The sequence below is a fragment of the Streptomyces subrutilus genome (assembly GCF_008704535.1).
Classification (GTDB): Bacteria; Actinomycetota; Actinomycetes; order Streptomycetales; family Streptomycetaceae; genus Streptomyces; species Streptomyces subrutilus.
The window spans coordinates 6,681,682-6,707,137 of record NZ_CP023701.1 but is presented as its reverse complement, the minus strand read 5'-3'; the positions used below and the strand labels follow the sequence as shown (position 1 = coordinate 6,707,137).

The 25,456-nt window shown below is 73.2% G+C and carries 24 protein-coding genes and 2 pseudogenes; 12 read left to right on the top strand and 14 right to left on the bottom strand.

The window, feature by feature from the left end; genetic code table 11:
• Window positions 1-25 precede the first annotated feature (25 nt).
• The 6 genes from CP968_RS29855 to CP968_RS29830 form a co-directional block, all read right to left on the bottom strand.
• Window positions 26-1,060, bottom strand: coding sequence for an alpha/beta hydrolase (locus CP968_RS29855; RefSeq protein WP_150520943.1), 1,035 nt, complete (start codon window positions 1,058-1,060; stop codon window positions 26-28).
• Complete coding sequence (locus CP968_RS29850) at window positions 1,057-1,551, bottom strand: hypothetical protein (RefSeq protein ID WP_229886487.1); 495 nt, start codon at window positions 1,549-1,551, stop codon at window positions 1,057-1,059. Before CP968_RS29850 ends, CP968_RS29855 begins: the two co-directional genes overlap by 4 nt.
• Window positions 1,552-1,605: 54 nt before the next feature.
• Window positions 1,606-1,821, bottom strand: coding sequence for a hypothetical protein (locus CP968_RS29845; protein WP_150520942.1), 216 nt, complete (start codon window positions 1,819-1,821; stop codon window positions 1,606-1,608).
• A 122-nt stretch (window positions 1,822-1,943) separates the two neighbouring features.
• Entirely contained in the window at window positions 1,944-2,516 is a 573-nt protein-coding gene (locus tag CP968_RS29840) for a GNAT family N-acetyltransferase (RefSeq protein WP_150520941.1), read from the bottom strand.
• A gap of 80 nt (window positions 2,517-2,596) precedes the next feature.
• A complete protein-coding gene (locus CP968_RS29835) occupies window positions 2,597-3,322 on the bottom strand; it encodes a hypothetical protein (protein WP_150520940.1) in 726 nt (241 codons plus the stop codon).
• Between the two features lie 168 nt (window positions 3,323-3,490).
• The gene (locus tag CP968_RS29830) at window positions 3,491-4,585 is read right to left on the bottom strand and encodes a winged helix DNA-binding domain-containing protein (protein ID WP_150520939.1); all 1,095 of its coding nucleotides are present in this window, start codon (window positions 4,583-4,585) and stop codon (window positions 3,491-3,493) included.
• A gap of 248 nt (window positions 4,586-4,833) precedes the next feature.
• Between CP968_RS29830 and CP968_RS29825 the strand changes: the two genes are divergently transcribed.
• Entirely contained in the window at window positions 4,834-5,826 is a 993-nt protein-coding gene (locus CP968_RS29825) for a helix-turn-helix transcriptional regulator (protein WP_150520938.1), read from the top strand.
• A gap of 152 nt (window positions 5,827-5,978) precedes the next feature.
• Here CP968_RS29825 and CP968_RS34250 read toward each other — a convergent pair whose 3' ends face one another.
• Together CP968_RS34250 and CP968_RS29820 are read right to left on the bottom strand one after the other, a co-directional pair.
• The gene (locus tag CP968_RS34250) at window positions 5,979-6,125 is read right to left on the bottom strand and encodes a hypothetical protein (protein ID WP_167536873.1); all 147 of its coding nucleotides are present in this window, start codon (window positions 6,123-6,125) and stop codon (window positions 5,979-5,981) included.
• Window positions 6,122-6,640, bottom strand: coding sequence for an STAS domain-containing protein (locus tag CP968_RS29820; protein WP_167536872.1), 519 nt, complete (start codon window positions 6,638-6,640; stop codon window positions 6,122-6,124). Before CP968_RS29820 ends, CP968_RS34250 begins: the two co-directional genes overlap by 4 nt.
• Before the next feature lie 247 nt (window positions 6,641-6,887).
• Between CP968_RS29820 and paaK the strand changes: the two genes are divergently transcribed.
• From paaK to CP968_RS29805, 3 genes and pseudogenes are all read left to right on the top strand, one after another.
• The gene (gene paaK / locus CP968_RS29815) at window positions 6,888-8,189 is read left to right on the top strand and encodes a phenylacetate--CoA ligase PaaK (protein WP_150520936.1); all 1,302 of its coding nucleotides are present in this window, start codon (window positions 6,888-6,890) and stop codon (window positions 8,187-8,189) included.
• A 108-nt stretch (window positions 8,190-8,297) separates the two neighbouring features.
• Entirely contained in the window at window positions 8,298-9,188 is an 891-nt protein-coding gene (locus CP968_RS29810) for a YhjD/YihY/BrkB family envelope integrity protein (RefSeq protein WP_229886485.1), read from the top strand.
• 100 nt (window positions 9,189-9,288) lie between these two features.
• Window positions 9,289-9,494: pseudogene (locus CP968_RS29805) on the top strand (transposase); the annotation flags it as partial.
• Between the two features lie 335 nt (window positions 9,495-9,829).
• Here the strand turns inward: CP968_RS29805 and CP968_RS29800 are convergent.
• On the bottom strand, window positions 9,830-10,645 hold the full coding sequence (locus CP968_RS29800; protein WP_150520935.1) for an alpha/beta hydrolase: 816 nt from the start codon (window positions 10,643-10,645) through the stop codon (window positions 9,830-9,832).
• Window positions 10,646-11,092: 447 nt separating this feature from the next.
• Here CP968_RS29800 and CP968_RS29795 point away from each other — a divergent pair, with 447 nt between their 5' ends.
• Entirely contained in the window at window positions 11,093-11,275 is a 183-nt protein-coding gene (locus CP968_RS29795) for a hypothetical protein (protein WP_150520934.1), read from the top strand.
• Between the two features lie 715 nt (window positions 11,276-11,990).
• Here the strand turns inward: CP968_RS29795 and CP968_RS29790 are convergent.
• Window positions 11,991-13,019 (bottom strand): DUF8189 domain-containing protein, encoded by a 1,029-nt coding sequence (locus CP968_RS29790; protein WP_150520933.1) that lies wholly within the window; start codon window positions 13,017-13,019, stop codon window positions 11,991-11,993.
• 415 nt (window positions 13,020-13,434) lie between these two features.
• Here CP968_RS29790 and CP968_RS35425 point away from each other — a divergent pair, with 415 nt between their 5' ends.
• A complete protein-coding gene (locus CP968_RS35425; protein WP_280116706.1) occupies window positions 13,435-14,961 on the top strand; it encodes an IPT/TIG domain-containing protein in 1,527 nt (508 codons plus the stop codon).
• A 186-nt stretch (window positions 14,962-15,147) separates the two neighbouring features.
• Window positions 15,148-15,282, top strand: a pseudogene (locus CP968_RS35085) (cold-shock protein); the annotation flags it as partial.
• A gap of 530 nt (window positions 15,283-15,812) precedes the next feature.
• Here the strand turns inward: CP968_RS35085 and CP968_RS29770 are convergent.
• From CP968_RS29770 to CP968_RS29760, 3 genes are all read right to left on the bottom strand, one after another.
• Window positions 15,813-16,745: an NADP-dependent oxidoreductase gene (locus CP968_RS29770; protein ID WP_150520931.1), complete on the bottom strand. Its 933-nt coding sequence runs from the start codon at window positions 16,743-16,745 to the stop codon at window positions 15,813-15,815.
• Between the two features lie 129 nt (window positions 16,746-16,874).
• Entirely contained in the window at window positions 16,875-17,252 is a 378-nt protein-coding gene (locus CP968_RS29765) for a MerR family transcriptional regulator (protein WP_150520930.1), read from the bottom strand.
• Window positions 17,253-17,843: 591 nt separating this feature from the next.
• Complete coding sequence (locus tag CP968_RS29760) at window positions 17,844-18,230, bottom strand: DUF6892 domain-containing protein (protein WP_150520929.1); 387 nt, start codon at window positions 18,228-18,230, stop codon at window positions 17,844-17,846.
• 33 nt (window positions 18,231-18,263) lie between these two features.
• On the opposite strand from CP968_RS29760, the gene CP968_RS35420 reads away from it, so the two are divergent.
• From CP968_RS35420 to CP968_RS29735, 5 genes are all read left to right on the top strand, one after another.
• The gene (locus CP968_RS35420; RefSeq protein ID WP_268253279.1) at window positions 18,264-18,398 is read left to right on the top strand and encodes a helix-turn-helix domain-containing protein; all 135 of its coding nucleotides are present in this window, start codon (window positions 18,264-18,266) and stop codon (window positions 18,396-18,398) included.
• Between the two features lie 913 nt (window positions 18,399-19,311).
• On the top strand, window positions 19,312-20,697 hold the full coding sequence (locus CP968_RS29750; protein WP_150520927.1) for an NsdA family TPR-like regulatory protein: 1,386 nt from the start codon (window positions 19,312-19,314) through the stop codon (window positions 20,695-20,697).
• Between the two features lie 1,533 nt (window positions 20,698-22,230).
• Complete coding sequence (locus tag CP968_RS29745) at window positions 22,231-23,055, top strand: class I SAM-dependent methyltransferase (protein WP_167536871.1); 825 nt, start codon at window positions 22,231-22,233, stop codon at window positions 23,053-23,055.
• 68 nt (window positions 23,056-23,123) lie between these two features.
• Entirely contained in the window at window positions 23,124-23,909 is a 786-nt protein-coding gene (locus CP968_RS29740) for a tRNA-dependent cyclodipeptide synthase (RefSeq protein ID WP_150520925.1), read from the top strand.
• Complete coding sequence (locus CP968_RS29735) at window positions 23,887-25,113, top strand: cytochrome P450 (protein WP_150520924.1); 1,227 nt, start codon at window positions 23,887-23,889, stop codon at window positions 25,111-25,113. Before CP968_RS29740 ends, CP968_RS29735 begins: the two co-directional genes overlap by 23 nt.
• A gap of 32 nt (window positions 25,114-25,145) precedes the next feature.
• Here CP968_RS29735 and CP968_RS29730 read toward each other — a convergent pair whose 3' ends face one another.
• Complete coding sequence (locus CP968_RS29730; protein ID WP_150520923.1) at window positions 25,146-25,355, bottom strand: hypothetical protein; 210 nt, start codon at window positions 25,353-25,355, stop codon at window positions 25,146-25,148.
• Window positions 25,356-25,456 lie beyond the last annotated feature (101 nt).

The window sequence follows — 25,456 nt, the reverse complement described above, 5'->3', positions numbered from 1 at the left end:
GTCCGGCACGTACGCCCCCGGCCCCTCAGCGGCCGTCGAGGATCCTGCGCAGCCAGCGGGTGCGGGCCTCGCCGGCGTCCCGGCTGAGCGCGGCCCGCGGTGCGATGGTGTCGAAGCCGTGGAAGGCGCCGGGCCACACGTGCAGTTCGGCGTCTCCGCCGGCCCGCCAGATCGCATCGGCGTACGCCACGGCCTCGTCCCGGAAGGTCTCGGCCGACCCGACCTCCACGTAGGCCGGCGGCAGCCGGGACAGGTCCGCGGCCCGTGCCGGGGCCGCGTAGGGCGGCAGGTCGGCCGCGCCGTAACGGTCCCCCAGGACCGCCTGCCACGCGGTCGCGTTGGAGGTGCGGTCCCACGTGTCGCGGCCGGCCATCTGGTGGCTGGAGAAGCCGTCGCCGCGGTCGTCGAGCATCGGGCTCAGCAACAGCTGGCCGACCGGGACCGGCCCGCCGCGGTCGCGGGCCAGCAGGGCCAGTGCGGCGGCGAGCCCGCCGCCCGCGCTCTTGCCTCCGATCACGATCCGGTCCGCGTCGAAACCCAGCTCGGCCGCGTGTCCGGCGGCCCACACGAGGCCGCTGTAGCAGTCCTCGACGGCTCCGGGGTAGCGCGTCCGCGGCGCCAGCCGGTACTCGACGCAGGCCACGGCGAGCCCGAGCGGCAGGGCCCAGGTCCGCAGCAGGCGCGGCAGGACGGACCGGGCATTGCCCGCGATCATGCCGCCGCCGTGCAGGTAGTACAGGACCGGCAGCGGCCCGGTGGTCCCGGCGGGCCGCGCGCTGACGAGCGCGACGTCCGGACCGCGCCCGGCCCCGTCGCGGGGGCCCGGTGCGAGCAGCTCGGCCACCTCGAACCGGCCGCCGTCGCGCAGTTCCCGCAGGGTCGGCCGCGGCCGGACCGCGGCGTCCCGCTCCTGCACCGCCGCGAGGGTCTGCGGGGTGACCGGCTCCCGGGCCCCGCCGGTCCGGGCGTACAGCGCGGCGTGCAGTTCCGGGTCGAAGGGCGGCGCGGGCCGCTCCTCCCCGACGGCGCCGAGCCCCGGGGGCGCTCCCCCGTCGCTCACGACGGGACCCGGCGCACGGGAGGGCGCCCGCGGTCCGCCGGCTCGGCACCGCCCGTGCTCCCAGGCCGACGGATGGCCCTCTCGGCGACGTCGCACAGGTCCGCGGCGCCCCGGCGCACGGCAGCGTCCGGGTCCCCGGCGAGGTGCCGGCCGTACGCCGACACGGCCGCCGCCCGGTCCGCGCCGTCCGGTTCCGCGAGCGCGTCGTGCACCCCGGTCGCCGACCAGTCGGCCTGCTGGTCATCGGCCGCGCCCCATCCGGCGGCGAGGAGCCGCAGGGCGGCCGGCGTCCCGGCCCGGACGAGGGCTCCGGCCGTCTGCCGGATCACCGCGGTGTCGGCCGCGTCGAGCAGCAGGGCCGCCAACGCCCGCGCGACGGCGGGATCGGCGGCGAGGGGAGCCAGGCGCCGACCGCTGCGGGCGCGCACCGAGTACGACGGGGACCCGGCCCCGTCCGGGAACGCGCGCACACCGCTCGGCTCGTCCGACACGCACGGATGGTCTCACGCGACGCGCACGGACCTCGGGCCGGGTGGGCCGGACGGTCAGAGTCCGGCCCGGAGTTCGGCCGCCAGGGTGCGGGTCCACTCCACCAGCTCGCCGCGGTCCGTCCCCTGCCCCAGCGCGTCGGCCTGGGCCGTCGTGAGGCGCAGGGGGCCCGGGTCCTCCAGCAGCTGGGCCACCTCGGCGAGCAGTCCGACGAGCCGCCGGGCACTGGACGCGCCGAGCCGCACGGACACCGCGGGGTCGATGACGGACATGGGCGCCGCCTCCCTTCACCCGTCGGCGGGAGTCTCTTCCTCCGACCGTACGCCGCCCCTCCCGCGGCCGCTCCCCGTGCGGCGGCGCACGGGACGCCCCGCACCCGGCCCGGCACCCTCCGTCAGCGCAGGTCGCGGCGCATCAGCACCCGGGGGTGGCCGGCGAGGACCGAGGTGGTGTCGGCGGCGTGGGTGAAGCCGGCGCGCTCGAAGTTCCCGCGGAGGCCGGCGTAGGCCATCGTCAGGTCGACCTTGGCGTCGCCGTTGTCGAGCGGGTAGGCCTCGACGGCCGGCGCTCCCTGGGCGCGGGCGAAATCGACCGCGCCCGCGATGAGGGCGTGCGAGAGGCCCTTCCCGCGGTGTCCGGGGCGCACCCGGACGCACCACAGGGACCAGACCGGCAGGTCGTCGACGTGCGGGATTCGTCGACTGTGCGCGAAGGAGGTGGCCGAACGCGGTGCCACGGCCGCCCAGCCGACCGGCTCGGCGCCGTCGTAGGCCAGGACCCCCGGCGGGGGCTCCTGGCGGCACAGCCCGGCGACGTACTCACCGCGGGCTGGCCCCCGCAGCTCGTTGTTGAGCTTCGACGGGATCCGGTGGCTCAGGCACCAACAGACGTTGGCCGTGGGCGACTTCGGACCGACGAGGGTACGGACGTCGTCGAAGCGGACAGCCGGGCGGACCTCGATGGGCATGGCACCACGATGCCACGGGCCGCGGCGCCGTGCGGCGGCGGGTACGGGTGGGTGGGTGGGGGTCCGGATGGGGCTGCGGGTCAGGAGACGGCGTACCACTGGCTGGCCCAGCCGGTGTTGATCGTGCTGGTGGACTGTTCGGCGAGGTTCACGGTGGCCGGCAGGGAGGTCTGGCCGGTCAGGACGGTGCTGTAGCGGAGGTTCGGCGGGGTCAGGCCCGCGTTGACCGAGATGCCGGCGCCGGTGGCCTTGAGGGTGAGGGCGTTGGTGGCCCAGGTGCCGTTGAGGAGCAGGGCGACGAAGTAGGTGCCGGGCTCGGCGGTGAAGGGCTGGGCGAGGGGCAGTGGTTTGGCGACGGCGTCGGTCATCAGCTGCGGCGCGATGTCCGCGGTGGAGGCGCGCAGGGTGCCGCGGGCGTCGTAGACGCCGAGGTGGCACTGGGAAAGCCGGGCGTTCGGGTCGACGCCGGCCAGCCCGAGCCACACGTTGGACCAGGTGATCCGTTCGCGCAGCACGAGCCGCACCAGGGTGACGCGCCCGCCGACCCCGGCGGCGCTCTGCGCGGTGACGTGTCCCGCGTCGTTGGGGTCGCCGGTCCAGGCCAGGAGGTTCTGGTCCTGCGGCCGGGGCCCTTCGTACCCGGAGCCGGCTCCCGGAGCGGGCGGTGCCGACGCCGCCGGGGCGGACGCAGCGCCGGCCGAGCCCGTCCGCGGGGCCTCGCCGGAGGCGGTACAGCCGGCCAGGACGCACAGCGCCGCGAGCGCGGCGGCGAGTCGGGCCGAGACGGCGGTGGTTCGGGTGCGCATGGTCCCCCCATGTGGTGCTGACGTGCCGGAGAAGTCATGGTCACACGGCCCTGCGACGCGCCGGGCCGCCGGTTCCCGCGAGCACGGCCGCCGGCCCGGCGACGGCCCCGATCGTCCCCCGCAGAAGGGCGGGTGGGCCCACCGCGCCGAGCGGCCGGGGCCGCGCGCCTACGCCCCGGCGAGCGAGACGCTCCGGGTTTCGCCGTCGGAGAGGAACGCGGCCAGTTCGCGGCCCTGTTCGGCGACGGCGGTGCGCTCGTGCGGGGTCAACCGGTGCAGTGGGGCGACGGCCACGGTCCCGGCCCGGACGGTCCAGGTGGCGGCGACGCGGCCGTCGACCAGGACGACGCGTTCGCCGGCGACCGAGAGGCCGCGGTGGGCGTCGTCGATGATCCGGCCGCGGTCGTGGTAGCCGAGGACCGCGTTGTCGAAGGCGGGCAGGAAGCGGACCGGGGCGGGTGTGCCGGGGTCGGGCCGCGGCGCGTCGGGGAGGTCCAGCAGTTCCCGGCCGCGCTCGTCGCGGAAGGAGACCAGCTCGCCGCGCAGGGCGGCGACCGCGGCGGGCAGTCCGGCCAGGCCGCACCAGGCGCGCAGGTCGGCGGAGGCCGCCGGGCCGTAGGCGGCCAGGTAGCGCCGTACGAGCGCCTGGCCCACCGGGTCGGAGCCGTCGTCCGGGAGCGGGGCCGGGGCGCGCCCCAGCCATGCGGCGAGCGGGACGTTGCGCACGCCCGCCTTGGTCCGCCAGAGGCCGCGCGGCGGGAGCTGGACCATCGGGACGAGCGCGGCGACGAGCATCTCGCCCAAGGCCCGGGTGCCGGGCTCCGGCCAGCGGTCGGCCAGCGCCCGCGCGAGCTCGCCCATCGAGCGGGGCTCTCCGTCGGCCATCACCTCCCGGCCGGCCGCGGCGAGCGCGTCGAGGTCCACCCCGGCGAGCTCTCGGCGGTACGTACCGAGCACGCGTTGGCGCAGCATGGCGTCGTGGCGCGCGCGCCAGGCCAGGGCGTCGTCGGCGGTGAGGAGGTGGACGGTGCGGCGCATGAGGTGGGTGCGGACCACGCTCCGCCCGGTCAACAGGTCCGAGAGCCGCGCTGGTCGGAAACCGCGCAGGCGCGACCAGAGCCCGACGAACGGCTCCTGCGGTTCCTGCGCCTGCAGTCCCCCGAGATGGGCGACGGCGTCGAGGGCGGGCAGGTCGGCGCGATCGAGGAGCAGTTGCCGGGCGAGGGTCGCGCGGTTGAGCGCCCGGGCGTCGAGCACGGTCATCGGGCCGCGCCCGCGACCGGTGCGGAGCCGGGCGCCGGTGCGGGGGCCGAGGGGGCCCCGGTCCGGTTGGCCTCGGCCGGTACACCGGAGGTGTGCGTCTGCTGGTCCATCTCGCTCCGTGGGGGTGAGGGGGTGAGGGGGTGGGAGGGGCTGCCGGGTGGGCCCCGTCGCACTGTCCGGCCGCATCGGGCCCACACTGGCACGAGAAGAGGCCAGAGGGTGTCCGCTTCTCGGGCCACGATGGAGACATGCAGAAAACCTCGGCGCGGCTGCTCTCGCTGCTCTCCCTGCTCCAGACCCGGCGCGACTGGCCCGGGGCGCTGCTGGCCGAACGGCTGGACGTCAGCCCGCGCACGGTGCGCCGGGACGTCGACCGGCTGCGCGAGCTGGGGTATCCGATCGCCTCGGCCAAGGGCCCGGACGGCGGGTACCGGCTCGGCGCGGGCTCCGAGCTGCCGCCGCTGCTGTTCGACGACGAGCAGGCCGTGGCGCTCGCCGTCGCCCTCCAGACCGCGGCCGCCTCCGGTGCGGGCATCGGCGAGGCGGCGGAGCGGGCGCTGAACACCGTCCGGCAGGTCATGCCCGCGCGGCTGCGCCACCACATGGACGTCCTGCGGGTCACCACCGTCGAGCGGACCGCCGACCGGCCGGCCCCGCAGGTGGACGGCGGGGTGCTGCTGACGCTCAGTGCCGCCGTGCACGCCCGCGAGGTGCTGCGCTTCGACTACGCCCCCGTCGGCGCGCCGGGCGCGTCGGGCGGGGCGGGCACCGCGCCCCGGGTGCGCCGGGCGCAGCCCCATCACCTGGTGACCTGGGGCGGGCGCTGGTACCTGGTCGCCTGGGACCTCGACCGCGAGGACTGGCGCACCTTCCGGGCCGACCGGATCGTCCCGCGCGTCCCCACGGGCCCGCGGTTCGCGCCGCGCGCCCTGCCGGGCGGGGACGTGGCCGCCTTCGTGACGGCCAGGTTCCGGGGCTCGGACGGCCCGGAGGGGTGGCCCTGCCGGGGCGAGGTGCTCCTCGACCTGCCCGCCGCCGCGGTGTCCCGGTACGGCTGCGACGGGCTCGTCGAGGAGCTCGGGCCCGACCGGTGCCGGCTCGTCCTGGGCGCGTGGTCGTGGGCCGGGCTGGCCGCCGCCATCGGCAGGTTCGACGCCGACGTCGAGGTCGTCGGCCCACCGGAGCTCAGGGCGGCCTTCGCCCGGCTGGCCCGGCGCTACGCCGAGGCCGCGGCCGGCTGAAGCGGCCGGCCGACGGCGTACGGGAGGTACGGCGAGGGGCCCGGCACGGCGGCCCGGGGGCGACGGCGCGCCCCCCTAGGCCGCGTGCGCGACGGCCGGGACGGGTCCGCCCGCCCCCTGCGCGCAGGGGGCGGGCGGACCGTTCGGGCGGGTCAGGCCCGGCAGGGGCGGTGGTGGCTCCGGACGAGGGGGCGGCCGGCGGCCTCCCGCCGGCGGCGGGGGCGCGGGCGGCCCGGGTCCCACTTCAGGAGCAGCACGGCGAGGAGCATCGGGACGGCGGTGAGGAGGGTGAACGTCACCGCATCGCCGCTTCCCCCGATCCACGCGGACGACAGCCGGGTGGCGCCGTGTCCCCCCGGGACGTGGACCCCGCGGGCGCGCGGCCCGGCAGCCGTCCGGCCGCGTGCCCGGCATGCGCACCGGAACCCGCCGGGACCGGTACGACGGGTGGGACGGGTGCGACGGGTGCGACCGAGTCCAGGAGCCGTTGGACGGCGCGGGAGCGGTTCACGAGCCGCAGCCGCCGGCCGCCGCCGGGCCAGGTGTCCAGGACGCGCAGCAGGGCGGAGTCGGCGAACGTGACGCGGGAGGTGTCCAGGACCAGGCCGGTGACGCCCTGCCGCGCCGCGGCGCACAGGATCGCCCGCAACGGGCCGGCGCCGAGGAGGTCGATCTCACCGGTGAGGGCGAGGGTGAGGGTGTTGCCGCGGGTGGTGGAGGAGTGGACGACTATCGGGCCGGGCGACGCGGTGGCCGCGCCGGGCTCGCGGCGGCCGTGGCGGGTCAGTATGGGGCTGCTCTTCGGTGTACTCACGCCCCGTGCAACGCTCCGGCCCCGGGCGGGGAACGCGCCGGGGGCCTCGTTCACCCCTGTCCGCGCCGGGGATCCCCGGTGTGGGCGAAAACGCTCACCCGTACGGGGCAGCCCCGTCCCGCCGTCCGCCGCACCGGCCCGGACGCGGCCGCGCGCCCGCCCGGACCATTGCTTTTCCCCGCCCGGCCCTGGCAAGCTCCGATCGTGTACCGAATGATCGGTCGGGCATTCACGATGGGGTGAGGGCATGGCGGCGTACGCGGACATCCACGACGAGGGCGAGCGGCTGGGCGCCGACGAGCTGGGCGCGCTCCAGCTGACGCGGTTGCGCGCGACCCTGCGGCGGGCCTACGAGCGGGTGCCCTTCTACCGGGAGTCCTTCGACAAGGCCGGGGTGCGTCCCGAGGACTGCCGTTCCCTCGCCGACCTCGCCCGCTTCCCCTTCACCGCCAAGACCGACCTGCGCGACCAGTACCCCTTCGGCATGTTCGCCGTGCCGCGCGAGGACGTGCGCCGCCTCCACGCCTCCAGCGGCACCACGGGCCGCCCCACCGTCGTCGGCTACACCGACGGGGACCTCTCCACCTGGGCCGACGTCGTCGCCCGTTCGCTGCGCGCGGCGGGCGCCCGGCCCGGCCAGCTGGTGCACGTCGCCTACGGGTACGGCCTGTTCACCGGCGGCCTCGGCGCGCACTACGGGGCCGAGCGGCTGGGCTGCACGGTCGTGCCCGCCTCCGGCGGGATGACGGACCGCCAGGTCATGCTGATCCGGGACTTCCGGCCCGAGGTCATCATGGTGACCCCGTCCTACATGCTGACCCTGCTGGACGAGATGGAGCGGCAGGGCGTCGACCCCCGCTCCACCTCGCTCCGGACGGGCGTCTTCGGCGCCGAACCGTGGACCGAGGAGATGCGCCGCGAGATCGAGGAGCGGCTCGGCATCGACGCGGTGGACATCTACGGGCTGTCGGAGGTGATGGGCCCCGGGGTGGCGCAGGAGTTCGCGTCCACCAAGGACGGGCTGCACATCTGGGAGGACCACTTCTACCCGGAGGTCGTCGATCCGCTGACCGGCGCGGTGCTCCCGGAGGGCGAGCTCGGCGAGCTGGTGTTCACCTCGCTCACCAAGGAGGCGATGCCGGTGGTCCGCTACCGCACCCGGGACCTGACCCGGCTGCTGCCCGGCACCGCCCGTCCGGCCTTCCGCCGGATGGAGAAGGTGACCGGACGCAGCGACGACATGATCATCCTGCGCGGGGTGAACCTCTACCCGACGCAGATCGAGGAGATCCTGCTGCGGACGGCCGCCCTGGCCCCGCACTTCCAGCTGCGGCTGACCCGTGAGGGGCGGATGGACGCCCTGACCGTACGGGTGGAGGCGCGCCGGGAGGCCGCGGCGGCCCAGCGGGAGGCCGCGGCTGCGGCGGTGGTCCGGGCGGTCAAGGAGGGCGTCGGGGTCTCGGTGCGGGTCGAGGTGGTCGAGCCGGAGACCCTGGAGCGCTCGGTGGGGAAGATCAAGCGGCTGGTGGACCTGCGCGGGGCCGGCTAGCGGCGGCGGCCCGATCGGGTCGGCGACGCCGCGGCGAAACCACCCCGTCGGGCTGATTTACGGCCGGCCTCCGGGACCCGGCGGTCCCCGCCGGGTAGGCCATGAGTCGTGAACTCGACCCTCCGACAGCTGCCCGACCGGCTCCAGGGCTCCGCGGCCGGTCTGGCCTGGAGCCGCGGCCGGGAGATGGAGCTGATGCACCGGGCGATGGGCTTCGCGGCCCTCGGGTTCCTCACCCTGGTACCGCTGCTGGTGGTCGTGGCGGCCGCGGCGCCCGGCAGCGGTTCGGGCTTCGGCCGCTGGCTCGGCCAGGCACTGGGCGTGACGGCGGCCTCGCGGAGCCGGGTCGAGATGCTGTTCGGCGCGGCCGACCTCGCGCTGGAGCAGACGACCGCGTTCGGACTGGCCGCGCTCGCCGTCTTCGGCCTGACCTTCGGCTCGGCCGTACAGACCGGCTACGAGAAGGTCTGGGACCTGCCCACCGCCCGCTGGCACACGATGTGGCGGCACGTCGTCTGGCTGGCGCTGCTGGTCTGCTACCTCGGCCTGCTGGTCGCCATCCCGGCGCCGTCGCGCGACGCCCTGGGCACGGCGCTCGGAACGGTCGGCGACCTCTTCGGCACCTGCCTGTTCTTCGTCGCCTCGCAGCGACTGCTGCTCGGCGGCCGGGTCCGGTGGCGCGCGCTGGTCCCGGGGGCGGTGGCGACGAGCATCGGGCTGCTGGGGCTGCGGCTCTTCTCGCAGCTGGTGTTCTCCCCGCTGATCGCCTCCAACGCCGTGACGTACGGACCCTTCGGCACCCTCCTCGTCGTTCAGTCCTGGCTGGTCGGCGTGGGCTTCGTGGTCTACGGCGGGGCGCTCGTCGGCCGCATCGTGCACGAGCACCTCACCCTGCGCCGGCTCCGGCGCCGCGGCACCCTCCCGGCCGAGGACGCGGCGGAGCCGCCCCCGGAGCCGCGGCCCAGACCGGGTCCGGGCCCCGGCCCGGAAACGGGCTGACGGGCGCCGACCCCAAGCCCGTCCCCCGCGCCTCCCTCACAACCACCCCCTGCCGACCCCGCCCGCCACGACCTGCCCGCGCGGCGGCTCCACGACCGGCATCGCGACCGGTGTCACCGAGGCCGGCGGCCGCGACGTCCTCGGTGTCATGGTCGGGGACAGCGAGACGGAGGTCTTCTGGAGCGGGTTCCTCCGCGCGCTGCGCGAACGCGGCCTGAGCGGTGTCCGCCTGGTGATCTCCGACAGTCACAGCGGTCTGGCAGAGCGATCCGCAAGGTCATGATCGGAGCCTGCTGGCAGCGGTGCGCGGCGGGTCCGTACGTCCGACCCGTGGGCCGGTGTCCGGAATCATGGAGAAGCTTCACGACGGAGCCGCCGCGCCCACGTGACGGCACGCACGGCGAAGGGGGCAGGTGAACCGGAGGAGCGGCGCAAGGCCCTGCGGGACCCGCCGGAGGCCGGGAGGTTCTGGTTGAGCTCGACGTCGACCGGTCCTGACTCGGTACGGCACCGGGCCGGAGCGCACGCGAGACCGCGCACACCTGAACAGACCGGTAGCCTCCGGGCACGGGTGGTAGGTGCGGGAAGGACAGGCGACGCCAGGAGGACGCCGCCCTGCAAAGAGGGAGAGGCGGTCACCGTCAACCGGCTGCGGCCATGGGGGCTGTTCTGCGGAGCCAGCCGAGGGATGCCTCCGCAAGGTCGGGCCAGCCGTGATCCACGATCAGGGAGTGGCCCCGGTCCTTGAAGCACTGGTACTCGGTGACGGCACTGGAGTGCCGGTACTGCTTGTAGGTGGCGCGGGTCAGCACATCGGGGACGGTGTGGTCGAGCTTGCCGGACATGAGAAGCAGCGGTCCGCGCGACTGGTTGCCGGTGTCGACCTCGGCTGCGGAGTGCGGGGTGAAGTTGCCCAGGGCCAGCTGGAACAGCGGCCGAGCCGGGCTGGGGATGGTCCAGCGTTCGAAGAGCTCGGCCGACTCCTCCTCCGGTACGGCGTTGGCGAAGGCGTACCGGAACTGTGCCTGGTCCAGGGAGACGGCCTTCTTGGTGTTCGCGGGGTTGCGCAGGAAGGCGAACGTCGACTTCGCCTGGGCTGGCCCCACGGCCTTGACGCCCTTGATCTGGCCCGGGCATATCGCGACGGCCGCCGCGGCCAGCCCTTGGCCGAGCAGGTGCTGCGCGATGAAACCGCCGACGGAGTGTCCGACGAGCACGGGCGGGGCATCGAGGCTCCGGATGACGTCGGCGTGGGCTTGCGAGATCTCCGCGAGGCCCACACCGCCCTGGCCCTCGGGCCTGCCGCGGGCCTCCGCCACGGTTGCCGGGACGCCGGGCCATTCGGGCAGGACCGGTTCGTAACCGGCGTCGCGGAACGTGTCCGCCCAGCCCTGCCAACTGGTCGAATGGAGCCACAGGCCGTGGATGAACACCACGGGAGTGCGATGCGTGGCCATGATGGCCTCCTCGATACGGCCCCTGGCCGGCGTGGCCGGGCGCCGAGGGCTGAGGGACGGAGCAGGGCGCACTGCCAGGGCATGGCGCCATCCTCGTTCCGACTCGCCTGAACCATCCCATTCCAGCCCATCCGGACGGCCCTCGCGCGTTGAGTCCGGTACGGGCAGATGGCACGTGGGGTGCGGAAGGCGGGTGCGGGAGGAAGCTCCATGGACGACCCCGCTCTCAGCGCGGCGGACGCATCGGTGTGCGCACCGCCGGCCGACTCCCTGACCATGGTTTCGCCGGGCTGGAGACCATTCCGGCCAGATCCGTCACCCGGACGCTTTCCCTTGCCAGCGCTGCGCTGGGCTGGCGATCAGGTCGCGGTCAGGGGGTGTGTGATGGGAGGTCTCGCCCGATCCTGGCGGGCCCGGGTGCGCGCAGCGGTCGGTGGTGCGCATGGCGTGGCGCACCGTCCCGGTGGAGTGGACCACCTCATCGGCGGCACCCAGGCGTACCGCTACCTCGCCCCGCGCTGCTTCGGCGACGGCTACGCCCCCGACGGCTCCACCTCCGGCTGGCTCAGCCTCACCGAATCCCCCGCACGACTGCGGCCCCGCCCTCGGAAGACGACCGTCGGGGCGTAGGCGGCCCGGGTACCGGGGGCCCTGCGGTACGGCGCCCCGGCCCGGAACCGGTTGGAGCGTCATTACGGTGCGAACCGTATCCGTCGCGGCAGGTTACGACCCGATCGTTTCCGACATCGCTTCGCGGCGCCGGAGCCGACCGTGACCTCGATACCGGTCGGGGACGTTCACCAGTTCACCCACGATCCTCCTCCCTTGCACGATCCGTCATCTGTCGGCTCCTGATGGTGACGCCAAACCTCCACCTTGATCAGCGACTTGCCGCCGATGGCTGAATCGACACCCCCTCAGGGCCTCGAAGGACGTCCGGGCACGCCGCCGTGTGAGGCCGGTCGCCCCGCACGACCACGGCGTGCCTGTCAGCGCCGGGGTGGTACGGGTGGCCGGCGGCCGGCAAGGGCTTCGGCTCGATTCATGAGAGGTTCCGCGGTGTCGGCGTATTCGCCGCGGGCGACGGACTGGAGCGGTTTGCAGAGCGCGGCGAGTTCCCCCACCCGTCCGGCTGGTGTTGCGCGGACGTCCGCGAACTCGTCCCGTACGCGGGCCGCGACGGCGGGGACGCGCAGTTGTCTTTGCCGTTCCGGAGTAGGGATCCCGACGGTGGGCGGTCCCCCGGGGACGCGGGAGAGGGCCGCGCGGTCCGCACGGCCCTCCCCCGGTACGCGGTCTCCGATGGCGGCGGAGCGTCACAGTCCTCCGTGAGGCATGGGGGTGGTCAGGCGGTGCAGGTGTACGTGTCGTACTGCAGGCCGGAGGCGTAGCTGGTGGCGACGGTCAGGGTGGTGCCGTCGAGGGTGGCCGCCTGGCCGAGGACTTTTCCGGCGGCGTCCTTGGGGGTGTGCTGCAGGACGGTCCAGGGGCCGGAGCCGGTGGCGGGCTCTTCCAGGATCCACTGTTGTCCGGCGCCGGCGACAACGGCGATCAGCTGGCGCTGGGTCGGTCCGGGCAGCAGGACCGGCCGCACCGAGGGGTAGGCGTTGGGGGCCGGCTGGCCGAACGGCAGCGGGGCCGGGCCGCTCCAGGTTCCGGCGGTGTTCTGCTGGACGCTGAGCAGGGTGCCGTCCGGGGCGGGGAACATTCCGATCAGGGGGAAGTTCCTGGCGGGGGCGACGGCCAGCGGGCCGGTGATGTTGTTGGCGGGGTTGGTGAACGCCGACCAGGTTCCGCTGGGCGGGGTCTGCTGGATCATCCAGAGCTGGGCGGCACCGTTGACGTGGAGGAAGGCCTGCAGGCCGTCGGCGGTGGACGCCGTCGCCAGCGCGCGGACGTTGCCGCCGCCGATCTTCTGGGCGGGTGGCCAGCCCTCGGCGCCCGGGGCGGTGGCCCACGTGTGGTAGAGCACGCCGTCGGTTCCGGTGAGGTAGAGCTCGATCCGGCCGTCGGCGATGCGGCCGACCGCCGGGTCGCCGAGCAGCAGTGCCCCGGCCACCCAGGCGGGCTTCTCCCAGCCGGTGTGGTCGGCCTTCTCCCGCAGGTACATCAGCTGGTTTCCCGGGTCCCGGTAGAACACCGCCATCCGGCCGTCGGCCGCCGCGGCGGCGACGGGCGTGCCGGCGGTCTTGGCCTGCGCGCTGACGTAGGTGTTGGAGGTCTTCGTGCTGTCGGCGGTGATCCAGCCGGTGTAGATCAGGCCGTTGGTGTTGGTGGCGATCAGGATGCGGCTGTCGGTGCCTTTGGCCATGGTCATCTGCGGGGTGGGCTGGGCGGTGGTGATGGTGCCGACGGACGAAGACGTGATCTTCATGAGGCTCCTGTCGAAGACGGCCGGCTTAGGCCGGGCGGGTGCAAGCCTCCTCTGATAATCACGTTTTGTCATCACCTCATCACTGTCCAGAATCGGGCAAGCGCTCCAGCGGGCGGGCAGCGCCCCCGCTGGCCGGTAGGGCCGTTCGCGGATCGACGGCGTTTCGCGGCCAATGCGCCGCGGCGTCTGGCCGGTTCACCGGTTCAGGCACATACGGCGTGCGTGGCGTGCCAGCGTGGACACGCAGGGTCGCCCCGCGTCACGTCAACGACGCCGTGGTCCCGCCGAGATCGGTACGATCGCGCCGGTGGGGACCCAGGGGCCCGTCCGGGCCCCGACCACGGCGGCGCGTCCACCCGGAAGGTCGTGACGCCCCATGGCACCAGCCGCTCCTCCCCGCCCACGCGTCAAGCCGATGCGCCACCGCCTGGCGGCCCTGACCGGCACCGGCGCGCTGCTGACCGCCGGCCTGGTCAGTGTCGCCACCCCGGCCTTCGCCGCCGGAGTCTGTGGCGTCCCCGTCGTGGTGGGCCCCACCACCACCATCACCTGCGCGGCCGGCGGCACCGGCAGCATCACCGTCCCCGACAACGTCTCCAGCGCCACCGTCACCCTCGACGGGGCAGGGGGCGGCCCCGCCGCCGACGGCACCCCCGGCGGAAAGGGCGCGCACCTGGTGGCGACCATCCCCGTCGCCCCCGGCCAGAGCTACAACGTCGCTGTCGGCGTGCACGGCGTCACCAGTCCGGCCAACCCGACGATCGGCATCCCGGGCACCGGCGGCGGCCTGGTCGCGGTGACCACCAACACCAACGCCCCGCTGCTGACCGCCGGATCCGGCGGCGGCGCCGGCGGACCGGGCGTCGGCAGCCCGGCTTTCCCGGGCTCGCCCGGCGGTGACAGCGGCAGCGCGGGCGGCGACGGCAACGGTGTGGTGCCCGACGCCCAGGGCGGGACCGGCGGCAGCCCGGGCACAGCGACCGGCGGCGGAGCCGCAGGTACCGGGGGCGTCGGCGCGACGAACACAGGCGTCAGCGGCTCGCCTGGTGCGTTCCCCAACGGTCTTGGCGGAGGCGTCACCCAGTCCGTCCCCGTCACGACGGGCGCGGGCGGCCGGGGCGGCGCCGGCTACGGCGGCGGCGGACGAGGCGGAGCGGGCGGACGCAACGGCAACACCGGCGGCGGAGGAGGCGGCGGAGGAGGCGGATCCAGCCTGGCCACCGGTACCAACATCACTCTGACCGACGGCGCGAACGCAGGTGACGGCCTGGTCGTGTTCGTCTTCACCCAGAACACCCCCACCGTCACCTCCGTCACCCCGAACAGCGGCCCCGTCGCGGGCGGCGACCTGGTGACGATCACCGGCACCGACCTGACGGGTTCGACGGTCGACTTCGGCGGCGTCCCCGCCACCGGCGTGACATGCACAGCGACTTCCTGCACCGTCTCGACTCCGGCGCACGCCGCCGGAACCGTCGACGTCCGGGTCACCACGCCCGGCGGCACCAGCCCGGTCACGGCCGCCGACCAGTACACCTACCTGCCGCCGCCGGCCGCGGACATCGACGTCAACCTGACCGCGCAGCCGCACCTGGGCATCCTCGTCCCCTACCTCACCTACACCCTGACCGCCCACAACACCGGCCCCAGCGCCGTCACCTCGGCCACCCTCACCGCGACCCTGCCCGCCGGCGCGACCGCAACCGGCCTGTCCGCCGGATGCACGGTGGCGTCCACCACCGTCACCTGCACCTACGGCCCCATCGCCAACGCGACCAGCGTGAACAAGACCTTCCAGGTCCCGCTGCACCTGCTCTCCCTGGGCCACGTCACCGTGACCGGGACACGCACCGCTTCGGCCCCCGCCGACCCCAACCCGGCCAACGACACCGCGTCCGCGACCTGCACCGTCATCTCCATCCTGCTGGCCACCTGCCCCTGAGCCCCGACCCCGGCGAAGTCAGACCGGTGTCGTGCGCTGCCCTCAGCCGGCTTTCGGGCCGGCTGAGGGCAGCGGTGCGAGGTCCTGGAGGCGGCCGCCGTCCACCGCCTCCCGGCCCAATCGGCGGGAACGTCTGACCAGGCGGCCGCCCGGGGCCGAACGGGTGGCACCAGGGACAGATCGCGGGGCCCGGACGTGTTCGTCCACTTCTCCGCGATCCAGTCCGGCTCCCGCTCGCTGGAGGAGAACCAGAAGGTCGAGTTCGAGGTCACGCCGGGCCCCAAGGACCCCCAGGCCGGGAACGTGACCGTCATCGCCTGACCCCACGGCGTAGCGGGCGGCCACCCGCTCGCCTTCACGCACCCACCTCCACCGTCGCGACCGACGCCACCCACCCGAGGCGGACCACACGGCCGCAGTCCGGGCCGCGCGCACCCAGCCCGCTGGAAGCTCTCGCGCGAAGTGTCGATCTTCGTACGGACGGGCCCTCGGGCGGCCGGTGCCGCTCGGGCGACCCGGCAGGCGTCGAACACGGGATGCGGGCCCTGCTCTCCCTCTACCGGACCCTGCGCACCGTGATGGTCGAGACCGCCGAGTCGCCACCTCGCACCGATCCGGACCACTGCCGTTTCACCATCGCCCTCCAGACCACCCGCAACGAGGTCGTCCAGGCCGCCGCCGTCATCACCGCTCCCGCCGATGACGGTCGCGTCGGGCTGATCGGGCGCGGGCTCCATGCCCGTCTCCTGCCGCCCCGGAGGCAGCGCGTCGGCATCCGCATGGCCAGGTCACCGATGCCCGTCACAGCACCCGCCATGACGACGGCAGGCCCGACACCAGCCACACCGGGATCAAGCGGCAGCTGTTGTCATGTCGATCACGACCTTGCCGAGGGCGTGCCCGCCCTCCACCAGGGCGAGTGCTTCGGCTGCCTGGGCGAACGGGTAGGAAGTGATGTGGGGGTCGATACGCCCCTCCACCAGGAGATCGGCCGCGCGTTCCAGATCGGCGCGGTCTGCACGGCGGATCACCATCGCACCACCGAGGTCGGCGACCGTCGGGTCGGCCGCAGACACGACTTTTTCTCGATGAGTGGCCAGCGGGGCAAGCGTGCGCAGGGACGGTCCGCCGACGAGGTCCACCACACCGTCGACGCCGCCGGGCACGAGGGTGCGCATCTGGGCGGGAACATCTCCGCTGGTGTAGTCGACGAAGGTCACGCCGAGTGCTTCGGCAGCGTTTCGCTTGGCTGTGCTGCCGGTGCCGATGACACGCAGTCCCCGGTCGCGGGCGACCTGCGCGGTCACCAGTCCGACGCCTCCTCCGACCCCGCTGATCAGTACCGTCGCCCCGCGGGGCAGATCGAGCTGGTCGACCGCGTCCAGGGCGGTGGTCACTGCAACGGGGATGGCCGCCGCCCAGTCGTCGCGGAGTCCTTCGGGCTTGCGCGCGGTGTAACTGCCGTGCAGGACCGTGGTATCTGCGTAGGTTCCGGCGCCGGTGAGCGCGGACCCGAACACGCTGTCGCCGACGGCCAGTCCCTCGACGTCGGCTCCCACGTCCAGCACCACACCTGCCGCTTCTCCTCCGAGCACCTGCGGGAAGGGGCGCCCTTCATACAGGGCCGGTGCCATGCCGGCGCGCAGCTTGTAGTCCGAAGGGTTCACGCCGGCAGCCGTCACCCGGATCAGGACTTCGGCCGGTCCGGGGACCGGGTCCGGCCGGTCGAAGAACACGTGGGTCTCGGGGCCGCCGAATTCACGGAAACCGAATGCTTCACTCATGGCCATCTCCTGGGATAGGTCACACGGGCGGGGACGCGAGGGACGCGCCGCCGCCTGCCGATGTCTCCCGACGCTAAAACCTGACGTCGACGTCAAGGGCAAATCGTGGGGCGGTGCGCCCGGGGACCATCACCGCGTAGGTGTAGCCGGAGGACGGCAACCCTCGTGGGGGGCGATGGCGGTGTCGATCAGTGCATCGAGGCGGTCGCGGGTGGCCAGGAGGTCGCTGACCTGGGCATCGATGCGCCTGCGTACGTCTGTGAGACGGTCGACTACGGAGGCAGCCGTCAAGCCGGTGACCGTGCCGGGGAACAGGTCGGCGATTGTTGTGCTGCTCAGGCCGGCGGCGTAGAGGGCCTGGATCCAGCGAACGCGATCGATCGACTCCTGGGAGTAGTGCCTCTGGCCGCTTGGGCTGCGGTCCGGGATGATCAGTCGTTGCTCTTCGTAGTAGCGCAGCGCGCGGGAGCTGACTCCCGCGGCCTTGGCCAGCTCGCCGATCCGCATCACTGCACGACCTCACTCCAGTTGTCACGGTTATCTGCAGCGCGCGTCTGACGTGTTCCCACGGCAACGTCAGGTCTTGGCACAGTCACCACCGGCCACCCCGCGTGATGCTCCGCATCCGGGGGGCTGAGGTCGCTCGAACCCTGTACGACTACCTCCGCACCACCGAGCCGGAGCCCGCCGAGCGGGCCACGCTCGACCAGGGCAATCGTACTGCGGGGCCGGGACTACACACAGTTCCCACAGGCTGGGGGGGGGCTCCGCTGAGGTTCGCGGAAAGATCACCGGGCGGGTGCCGGCGCGGCTGCGGTCCGCTCGGGGCGGTGGAGTTTTGCCGCCGACGTCAGGTCCTGGCCGCTGCGCGCCGATGCGTCAGGACTGGGAGCTGTCGACGGGTCGTCGTACTCGACAGACAGGGGATCTGATGTCCGCGTACCTTTCTTCGCCGGCGAGCCGAGCCTTCTTGGCAAACTGCTCAGGCGGCTCCGTCAACAAGGTCACCTTCGAACCTGCGTGGATCACGGTGACGCCCGGACGGATCAGCTTCAAGAACAACGCCGGCGAAGGGCTCGGCCGGCGTCGGTACCGAACTCAGTCCGTGTCGATGCCTCGCGTGGCGAAGACTTCCGTCGCGTCCGGCACCGCCAGGACGCCGTCCTCCGCGAAAGTGACCTCCCTCAGGTTGGGCAGCAGGTCGAGGTCGTCGAGGGAACGGACGTCGAACAGGTCGTCCTCGCCGTCCCAGGCTGGGGCGCAGTGCCGAAAGACGTCCGCCCCTGCGTCGAAGCACAGCTCCTCGATGCCGGCGAGCAGCTCGTCCGGTATCTCCAGGGTCTCGAAGTAGGCCCGGGACTCCGGCAGTACCTCCGCATGGAGCCCGTTCTCCAGGACGTAGGACGCGGGATCACCGATCCCCTGCTCGGCCAGCCGCGCGGGCAGGTCGTAGACCGGGAGGAGCGGCTCGGGGCACCTCCGCACCGGCCCTTACGCGCCGGTCTCATCAGCGGCTTCGTGCTGCGCGCTGCCCGGACGTCGGTCCCGGCCACCCAGCAGGCGCTCGCCGAGCTCCTCGCCGTGGACCTGGCCGTGGACCTGACCACGGTGCAGGGCTGGGAATCGGGGCGCCGGCCGTTGGCGAACATGTAGGCCGGACTCCCCCTCGGCATCCGCCGCCGCCTGGCCGCCCTCGGGTCCTCCCCGGCCGTCCTCGCGCTGCTGGATCCCGCGATGGACGCCGACCGGATCATCGCGGCCGTGAAGTCCAGACCGCGGGCCGCGGCCGCATCTTCCTCGGCTTCGAGGACCTCGGGTTCCAGCCTCAGCTGGGTCTGCTTCCTCACGTTTGCCATCCCCGCAAGGTAACTGGGTGGTAGCAGTCGGGGTAGAAGTCGACGTCAAGACGGCACGGCGAGGACACCGCGCCCGGTGCCCGCGCCCGCTGCCGGCGCACCCCTGCAGGGCAACACGCGGCAGGGCCCGGCAGCAGCGGCAGCGGGCGCGGGCAGCCACCAGCACCACTGGATACCAGCCCGAGCGGCCGAGCGCAGGTGGCGGGAGGGCGGGCGGGACGCGGGTAACGCGCGGCGCTGGCAACGACGGGCAGCACCGCGGCAGCCCGGGCCGGCCGGGCAGTCCTGTCCGCGACGACGAGACAAGGCGCGGACGGCCCGGGCGCCCGCCACAGTCCCGACGCCGGCGACCGGCGACCGGAACACGGGCCTGCGGCGCACCATCCTCGCGACCCCGGCGGATTCGGGACGGCCGCAGCACCACCCGGTCCCAGCGCGGCCCGGCGGGCGCAGCACCACCGCCCGGCCCGACGGACGGCCCGGGCGGCCGCCGCTTGATGTTCTCCGAGCTGCTTGGCCAGGGCCCTTACGAGCGCGCCCGGACTCTTGGGTGCCGGGCCCGTGAACGCCTTCTGCACCGCAGCGTCCAGGCCGTCCCCCCGAGCATGCTCGTCGCCTGCAGACGGGGTGACTTCCACGCCCTTATCGTGGGATTCTTTTCCATAGCATGTTTCTTCATCTGTTCATGGACAGCTTCTGGGAATGACGCCATGGCGCGGGACCACCCCAACCAGTCTTTGAGCGCGCTGCTCGCCGAGTCCGGCTGGAGTGCGGCCGAGCTGGCCCGTGCGGTCAACACTCTCGCCGGGAAACAGGGTGTGACGTTGCGTTATGACCGCACGTCGGTCGCTCATTGGCTTTCCGGTTCTCGGCCGCGCTCTCCGGTTCCCGACCTGGTCGCGGCAGCGTTCAGCAACCGGACTGGGCGCCCGGTCACTGCCGGGGAAACCGGGCTGGAGAGACCGGCTGCGGTCCCCTTCACGCGTATCGAACCGGGTGACGCCGACGCCGTTCTGCGTCTCGTGGCTCTGCTGCGGGCCGATGTCGATCCGGCTCATCACGCGGGGCTCGCAGCCGCCGCCTATCAGCAGGCGGTTGCTCCGCAACCGGTCTGGAGACCGGCTTCGTTCACGGTACCGGCAGCCCGCGGTCCCGCCCGGATCACCGAGCGGGCCGAGGTGCGGACGCTGGAGGAGATGTCCGTGCTGTTTGCCGGCCTGGCCGACCGGCACGGCGGGGCCCATGCCCGCTCCGCACTGGCCCTCTACCTCGCTGACGACGTCGGCCGGGTGCTGTCGCGGCAGGCCCCGTCGGCGGTGCGCCGCCAACTGCTCTCAGGGACGGCGCAACTCGTCCACGTGCTGGCCGTCATGACAGCGGACGCCGGATACGCGAGCTTGTCCCAGCACTACTTCCACGCCGCCCTCGCTCTGGCCCATGACGCGGGCGACCGAGACGTCTACTCGATTACCCTGCGCGCGATGAGCGTCCAGGCCCTGCGCCTCGGATTCCGGGCGCAGGCCCTGCGTCTCGTGGAGGAGGCGATGAACGCCGCCGGGCCGGACATGGAGCCCGCCACCCAGGCCTTCCTCCTCAACCAGCGTGCCCTTGCCCGGGCCCACCACCGACAGGACCGGGCGGCTCGGGCCGATCTCGAAGCGGCACAGGCACAGCACGCCCTGGCCACCGGTCCGCCAGGCCCCTTCACCATGTACACGTCTGCAGGACTCCACTACCAGGCCGCACGGACCCTCCTCGTCCTCGGCCGGACGCATGAGGCAATCCACGGCTGGGAGATATCCCTGCTCGAACGCACCCCGGACCAGCGCAGAACCTCCGCGCTCACACTGGCCGCTCTCGCCGACACGGAACTCGGCATCGGCCACCTGGAGGCCGCCTGCCAGCACTGGAGTACCTTCCTCGACCTGTACCCCTATCTGCACTCGGTCCGGGCCCGCCAGGCCCTCGTCTCGCTGCGCCGGGGCCTGCGGATCCACCATCGTCACCCCCAGGCCGCCGCCACCCTGGAGCGCGCCCGCGCGGCGCTCGCGGTTTCTTCCACCCGCCCTGTGCGCAACCGGCCGGCCAACCCCTGAACGACGGTGCCACGCGATCGCGCCGCAGCCAGCACCTTCCCCTCCAGTCCCCAGTCCCCGCCCGGCTCCGGGGGGAACGCGGCGAGAAGGATTGACGCGACCGTGCCTCCAGCCCGCGTGAGTGACATGCCGACCGGCCTGTTCCCGGCCGCACGCGCGTACCGCCTCCGGAACCGGAGCGGCACCGACAGACTGGCCCGTCCATGGCCGGGAACCCCGCCCCGCACTGACGGCCACGAGGTCCGGCGTCCTTTACAGCGGAGGTGCCGAGGCAGCGGCTGGAGACCGTCCAAGGCTCTGGGCCTCCAGCCCGGCCCGACGGTTGACGCTGCCTCGTTCTCCTGTCCTCACGAGATCACACGAGCGCGGACGCCTTCGACCGGGGTGTGTGGCACGGCCCGGCCGCTCGGCCCACCGCCCGTGTCACCTCTTCACCCTGCCGGGGACTCCTCTCCGGCACCGGCTCGCCCCGGGAACGAGTCCGGACCGACGAGGTGGTCTCCGAACTGGGCACCCGAGGGCGCCGCTCCATCACCGCATCCGTCCGGCAACACCTCTGACGTGTGAACCGGCCGACAGGCGGCCGAGGCCTTGGTCTCCTTCTCCGGCGGCGCGGCCGAGAGAGGCACCTGAGGGTGCCACGGGAGCCCGAGGACCGAAAACGCTTGGGGATCATCCATGAGGGACTGAATATGCCTTCGACAATAGCCGTCACGTCATCCACGTGCCGACCCCATCGGTGATTCACCGGGGAAACCGTTCCGCTTGGGCCACTCGCACTCAGGCACCCAGCACAACGACGTCCCTCGGCGCGGCACCCGCACCTCAACCCGGGGGCGAGCTCATCCGGACCCGCTTACGGTCACCTTCGCGGCGCGTTTCGAACCGAGTGGCACCGACGCTGTCCTGCGTCGCGTGGTCTGTTGCGGGTCGACGTCGAACCGGCTCATCGCACGGGGCACGCAGCCACCGCCCGTCAGCGGGCGGCTGCTCCGCAGCCGATGGGGAGACCGGCAGCGTTCACCGTATCGGCCGCCCGCGAGCCCGGCCGGATCACCGAGCGGGCCGAGGTTCCGACGGTGGAGGAGACGACCGGGACGACGGCCGTAAGGGTGGCGTGGACGGTTCGAGGACGACCGCCACCTCCGATGCCGACGGGAAGTGGACGATCGACGCCCGGTCTTTCACGAGGACGCAAGCGTTCAACACGTGCACGGTTCAACTCCCGTGCACAGCTTTCGCGGGCCGCTTCGCGGTCACAAGGATGGACACAGGCAATCAGCCACTGCGGGTGGGTTCGCGGGGGTACGGTCCGGCACCCGCCCGCGCGCCTCAGCCCGCCGGCCCCGCCGAGACGGGCCGGACAGGGCTCCGCGCCGCCCTTTGCCGGGCGGACCGGGGAGCCTGCGGGTTCGCTCCTCAACCGTGTGCGGGTCTGGCACCGGACGGGTGTGAAAGTGCCGGGGCTCGGGCCGGGGCGCAGTGCCCCGTCGCTCGGGGCGGCTGAATCGGATTACTCATCAGGAGGTAGCTGTGGAGTCCCAATTCGACACCGTGGTGTCGGCGTACGAGCACAGCATGGAGGAGATGCCCTTCCGGGAGCACGTCGAAGCATGGAGTTTCCTGAACACGGTCGGTGACGTCACCGGGCGCAGCGTGCTCGATCTGGGGTGCGGCAGCGGGCTGTACGCGCGCCGACTGCGCCGGGAAGGCGCGGCGCGGGTGGTCGGGATGGACGAGTCGGCCGCGATGGTGGAGCACGCCCGGCGGCGCGAGGAGCACGAGGGGCTGGGTGTGGAGTACCTGGCGGCGAACGCCGCCGATCCCGCCGCGGGAGAGCTGGCGAACATCGCCGGTTCGTTCGACGTGGTCACGGCCGTGTACGTGCTGCCCTACGCGTCCAGCCTGGAGGTGCTGGGGGGGTTCTGTGCGACAGCGCGTCGGGCGCTGCGTGCGACGGGCGGGCGGTTCGTGGCCGCGGTCCTGAACCCGGGGTTCTCCACGGATCCGCAGTGGTACCGGGGCTACGGCATGCTCCTGAGCTCGCAGCGGTCACCGGCAGAGGGCACGCCGGGGCACCTGCGGGCGTGGGTCGGGCAGGAGGTGCTGGACCTGGACTTCTTCCGCTGGTCCGTGGCAGCGCACGAGCGGGCCTTCGAGACGGCCGGATTCGACCGCGTCTCGTGGATCCGCCCGACCGTGTCCGAAGAGGGCCGCGCACGGTATGGAGAGGCGTTCTGGGCGAACTACCTCGACTGCCCTCACGCGCTGATCATCGACGCGCACGCCGGCCCTGAGGCGGTATCCGACGGCCGTGCCCGTCCGTCGGAGGGAACCGCCGTAGCCCCGCAGGAGTGAGCCGCTTCCCACGAGCGGATTCTCTGTTCCACCCCGCCCCACCCCATCAGAGAAGGAAGGCATCTGCCATGAGCCGAGTTCGTAACAGCGCACCGCCCCTCGCCGGCGTGGACGATCCCCCGGGGGACGCGGCACCGGACACCCCAGGGGCCAGCGGATTCCGGGTGGAGGGGTTGGATCTCCATGACCCTCGCCTGGCCGAGCGGTACGGCACCCTGGTGCTGGGCCTGTCGCCGTTCAACTCCTTCTACTCCACGCAGACCGTGACCGACCTGTGCCAGAGCGCCGCCGCATCCTTCTCCGACGTGCACGTGGTCCTCCCCGGGGCCCCCGAATCGGCGCTGCGCTACATATCCGCCGGCAAGACGCCGCGGCACGCGGTCCAGCGCTCCAAGCGCGTCATCCACACCATGCGCAACGTCGCACGTCGGACCCTGGCCGACTGCGGCGTACCCGACACGGACGAGCGGGTCCACGTGATGACCCGTTTCGCCTCCCACCCGCGCTACCAGAAGAGCCGGGCCCGCATCGAGAACGCCTATCGCACGCAGGCGCCGATGCGCGAGGCGGTGCACGCGATGACCCGCACGGCCCTGGCCACCTCCACCGACTCGGAGCCCTCTCCGGCTCAGATCGAGATCAATACCCGCTACATCTTCGCCGAGGCCCCGCTGCTGCTGGACGCGGCCGGAATGCTCGCGCGACCCAGCGCCCTGTTCGTCTACCACCGCAGGGTGCCCGTCTACGACGTGGTGGCCGCCGGCCGGATACCCGGGCTCGCCGTAGGGGCTGGCCACGCCCTGTCCGTGCTCACCGATGAGAGGAACGACCGTGGCGACGACGATTCCCGATGAACTGACCTGGCCCGACTCCTTCCCCACCCGCGGGCACGGCCTGCCGCCCGAGATGTTCGACCTCCTGCGGCGCGAACGGCCGGTGGCGCAGGTGACCTTCCCCTCCGGCCACCGTGCCTGGCTGGTGACCCGCCGCACCGACATCACCGCGATCGGATCCAGCCGCAACTTCTCCCGCGACCTCACCTGCCCCGGCGGGCAGCGCATCGCCGGAGACGATTTCAACAGCGTGCCCGGCGGCATCTTCAACCTCGACCCGCCCGAGCACACCACCGTACGTCGCGTGGTCCAGCCGTTCTTCAGCCCGGCCGCCGCGAAGGCCCTCGAACCCGCCATCTCCCTGGCCGCCTCCGACCTGGCGACGGCACTGCGCGACGGCCCCAACCCCGCGGACCTGCACCGCGCCTACGCACATCCGCTCGCCGCGACCCTCGCCTGCGACCTGATGCGCGTGGCACCACGCCAACGCCGCAAGATCGTGCCCCGGCTGCGCTCGCAGGTCGACTACACGACACCGGCCGCCAAGATCGACACCTCCACCCGGTGGATGCTCGACTTCGCCACCGAAGTCATCGAAGCCAAGAGCGCCGACTACGAAGTCGAACGCGAACCGCGCGACCCGGTCGAAGCACTGATCCGCGCCCACCACGACGGGACCATCACCTCGGAGCACCTGCACGCCACGGTGATGTACCTGTTCGTCACCTCCGCGGAACCGGTCACCGGCCCGGTCACCACCGGTGTCTACACCCTGCTGCGGCACGGCGACCAGCTCGCCCGCATACGGCGTGACCCCGGGCTGTGGCCCACCGCAGTGGCCGAACTCCTGCGCCTGCACCACAACGGCATGACCTCCATGCCCCGCGTCGCACTGGCCGACACCGAGCTGCACGGGGTACGCATCCGGGCCGGCGACGCCGTCGTCACCCCCTGGGTCGCCGCGACCTGGGACCCGGAACACTACAAACAACCGGAGCGATTCCGCCTCGACCGCGGCACACGAGAGGACCCGGCCATCACCTTCGGCACCGGCCCCCACTTCTGCCTCGGCGTCAACATCGCCCGCCTGTACCTCCAGACGGCACTCTCGACCCTCTTCACGCATCTGCCGGACCTGACCCTGGCCGCCAAACACGAGGACATCGCCTGGGAACCGGACACCTACCTGTTCACCCGGCCGACGGAACTGCCCGTCACCTGGTAGAGGAAGCGGACGAGACGGGCGCGGCTCCGAACTCAGCGCACGGTGCTCTCCGGCGTCGCGGACAGCCGGCCTTCCACCCCACGCAGGACGACGTAGGCGAGCGCCCGGGCCCACTGCCCCTCGGCAGCTGATCGGCGCGGCCGGACGTCGGAGGCGACCGTGCTGGCGTGGCCGGTGAGCAGTAGGCCGATCTGCTCATCGTCGCGTCCGGCAAGCACGCCCGGACCGGTCCACGCGAGCACGGTCTCGACGGGGCACTCTTACGGCTCGCGATCCACCGGGAGCTGTGTTTCGATCAACCCCTGCGGGGTCGTCCGGGTCTGATGCGGCGTTGGGTGACAGG

Excerpts from the sequence above, each read along its gene's own strand:
- CP968_RS29845 (WP_150520942.1), bottom strand. The coding sequence starts at position 1,821 with ATGTCCGTCATCGACCCCGCGGTGTCCGTGCGGCTCGGCGCGTCCAGT.
- CP968_RS29840 (WP_150520941.1), bottom strand. The coding sequence starts at position 2,516 with ATGCCCATCGAGGTCCGCCCGGCTGTCCGCTTCGACGACGTCCGTACC.
- CP968_RS29835 (WP_150520940.1), bottom strand. The coding sequence starts at position 3,322 with ATGCGCACCCGAACCACCGCCGTCTCGGCCCGACTCGCCGCCGCGCTC.
- CP968_RS29830 (WP_150520939.1), bottom strand. The coding sequence starts at position 4,585 with ATGACCGTGCTCGACGCCCGGGCGCTCAACCGCGCGACCCTCGCCCGG.
- CP968_RS29825 (WP_150520938.1), top strand. The coding sequence starts at position 4,834 with ATGCAGAAAACCTCGGCGCGGCTGCTCTCGCTGCTCTCCCTGCTCCAG.
- paaK (WP_150520936.1), top strand. The coding sequence starts at position 6,888 with ATGGCGGCGTACGCGGACATCCACGACGAGGGCGAGCGGCTGGGCGCC.
- CP968_RS29800 (WP_150520935.1), bottom strand. The coding sequence starts at position 10,645 with ATGGCCACGCATCGCACTCCCGTGGTGTTCATCCACGGCCTGTGGCTC.
- CP968_RS29790 (WP_150520933.1), bottom strand. The coding sequence starts at position 13,019 with ATGAAGATCACGTCTTCGTCCGTCGGCACCATCACCACCGCCCAGCCC.
- CP968_RS35425 (WP_280116706.1), top strand. The coding sequence starts at position 13,435 with ATGCGCCACCGCCTGGCGGCCCTGACCGGCACCGGCGCGCTGCTGACC.
- CP968_RS29770 (WP_150520931.1), bottom strand. The coding sequence starts at position 16,745 with ATGAGTGAAGCATTCGGTTTCCGTGAATTCGGCGGCCCCGAGACCCAC.
- CP968_RS29765 (WP_150520930.1), bottom strand. The coding sequence starts at position 17,252 with ATGCGGATCGGCGAGCTGGCCAAGGCCGCGGGAGTCAGCTCCCGCGCG.
- CP968_RS29750 (WP_150520927.1), top strand. The coding sequence starts at position 19,312 with ATGGCGCGGGACCACCCCAACCAGTCTTTGAGCGCGCTGCTCGCCGAG.
- CP968_RS29740 (WP_150520925.1), top strand. The coding sequence starts at position 23,124 with ATGAGCCGAGTTCGTAACAGCGCACCGCCCCTCGCCGGCGTGGACGAT.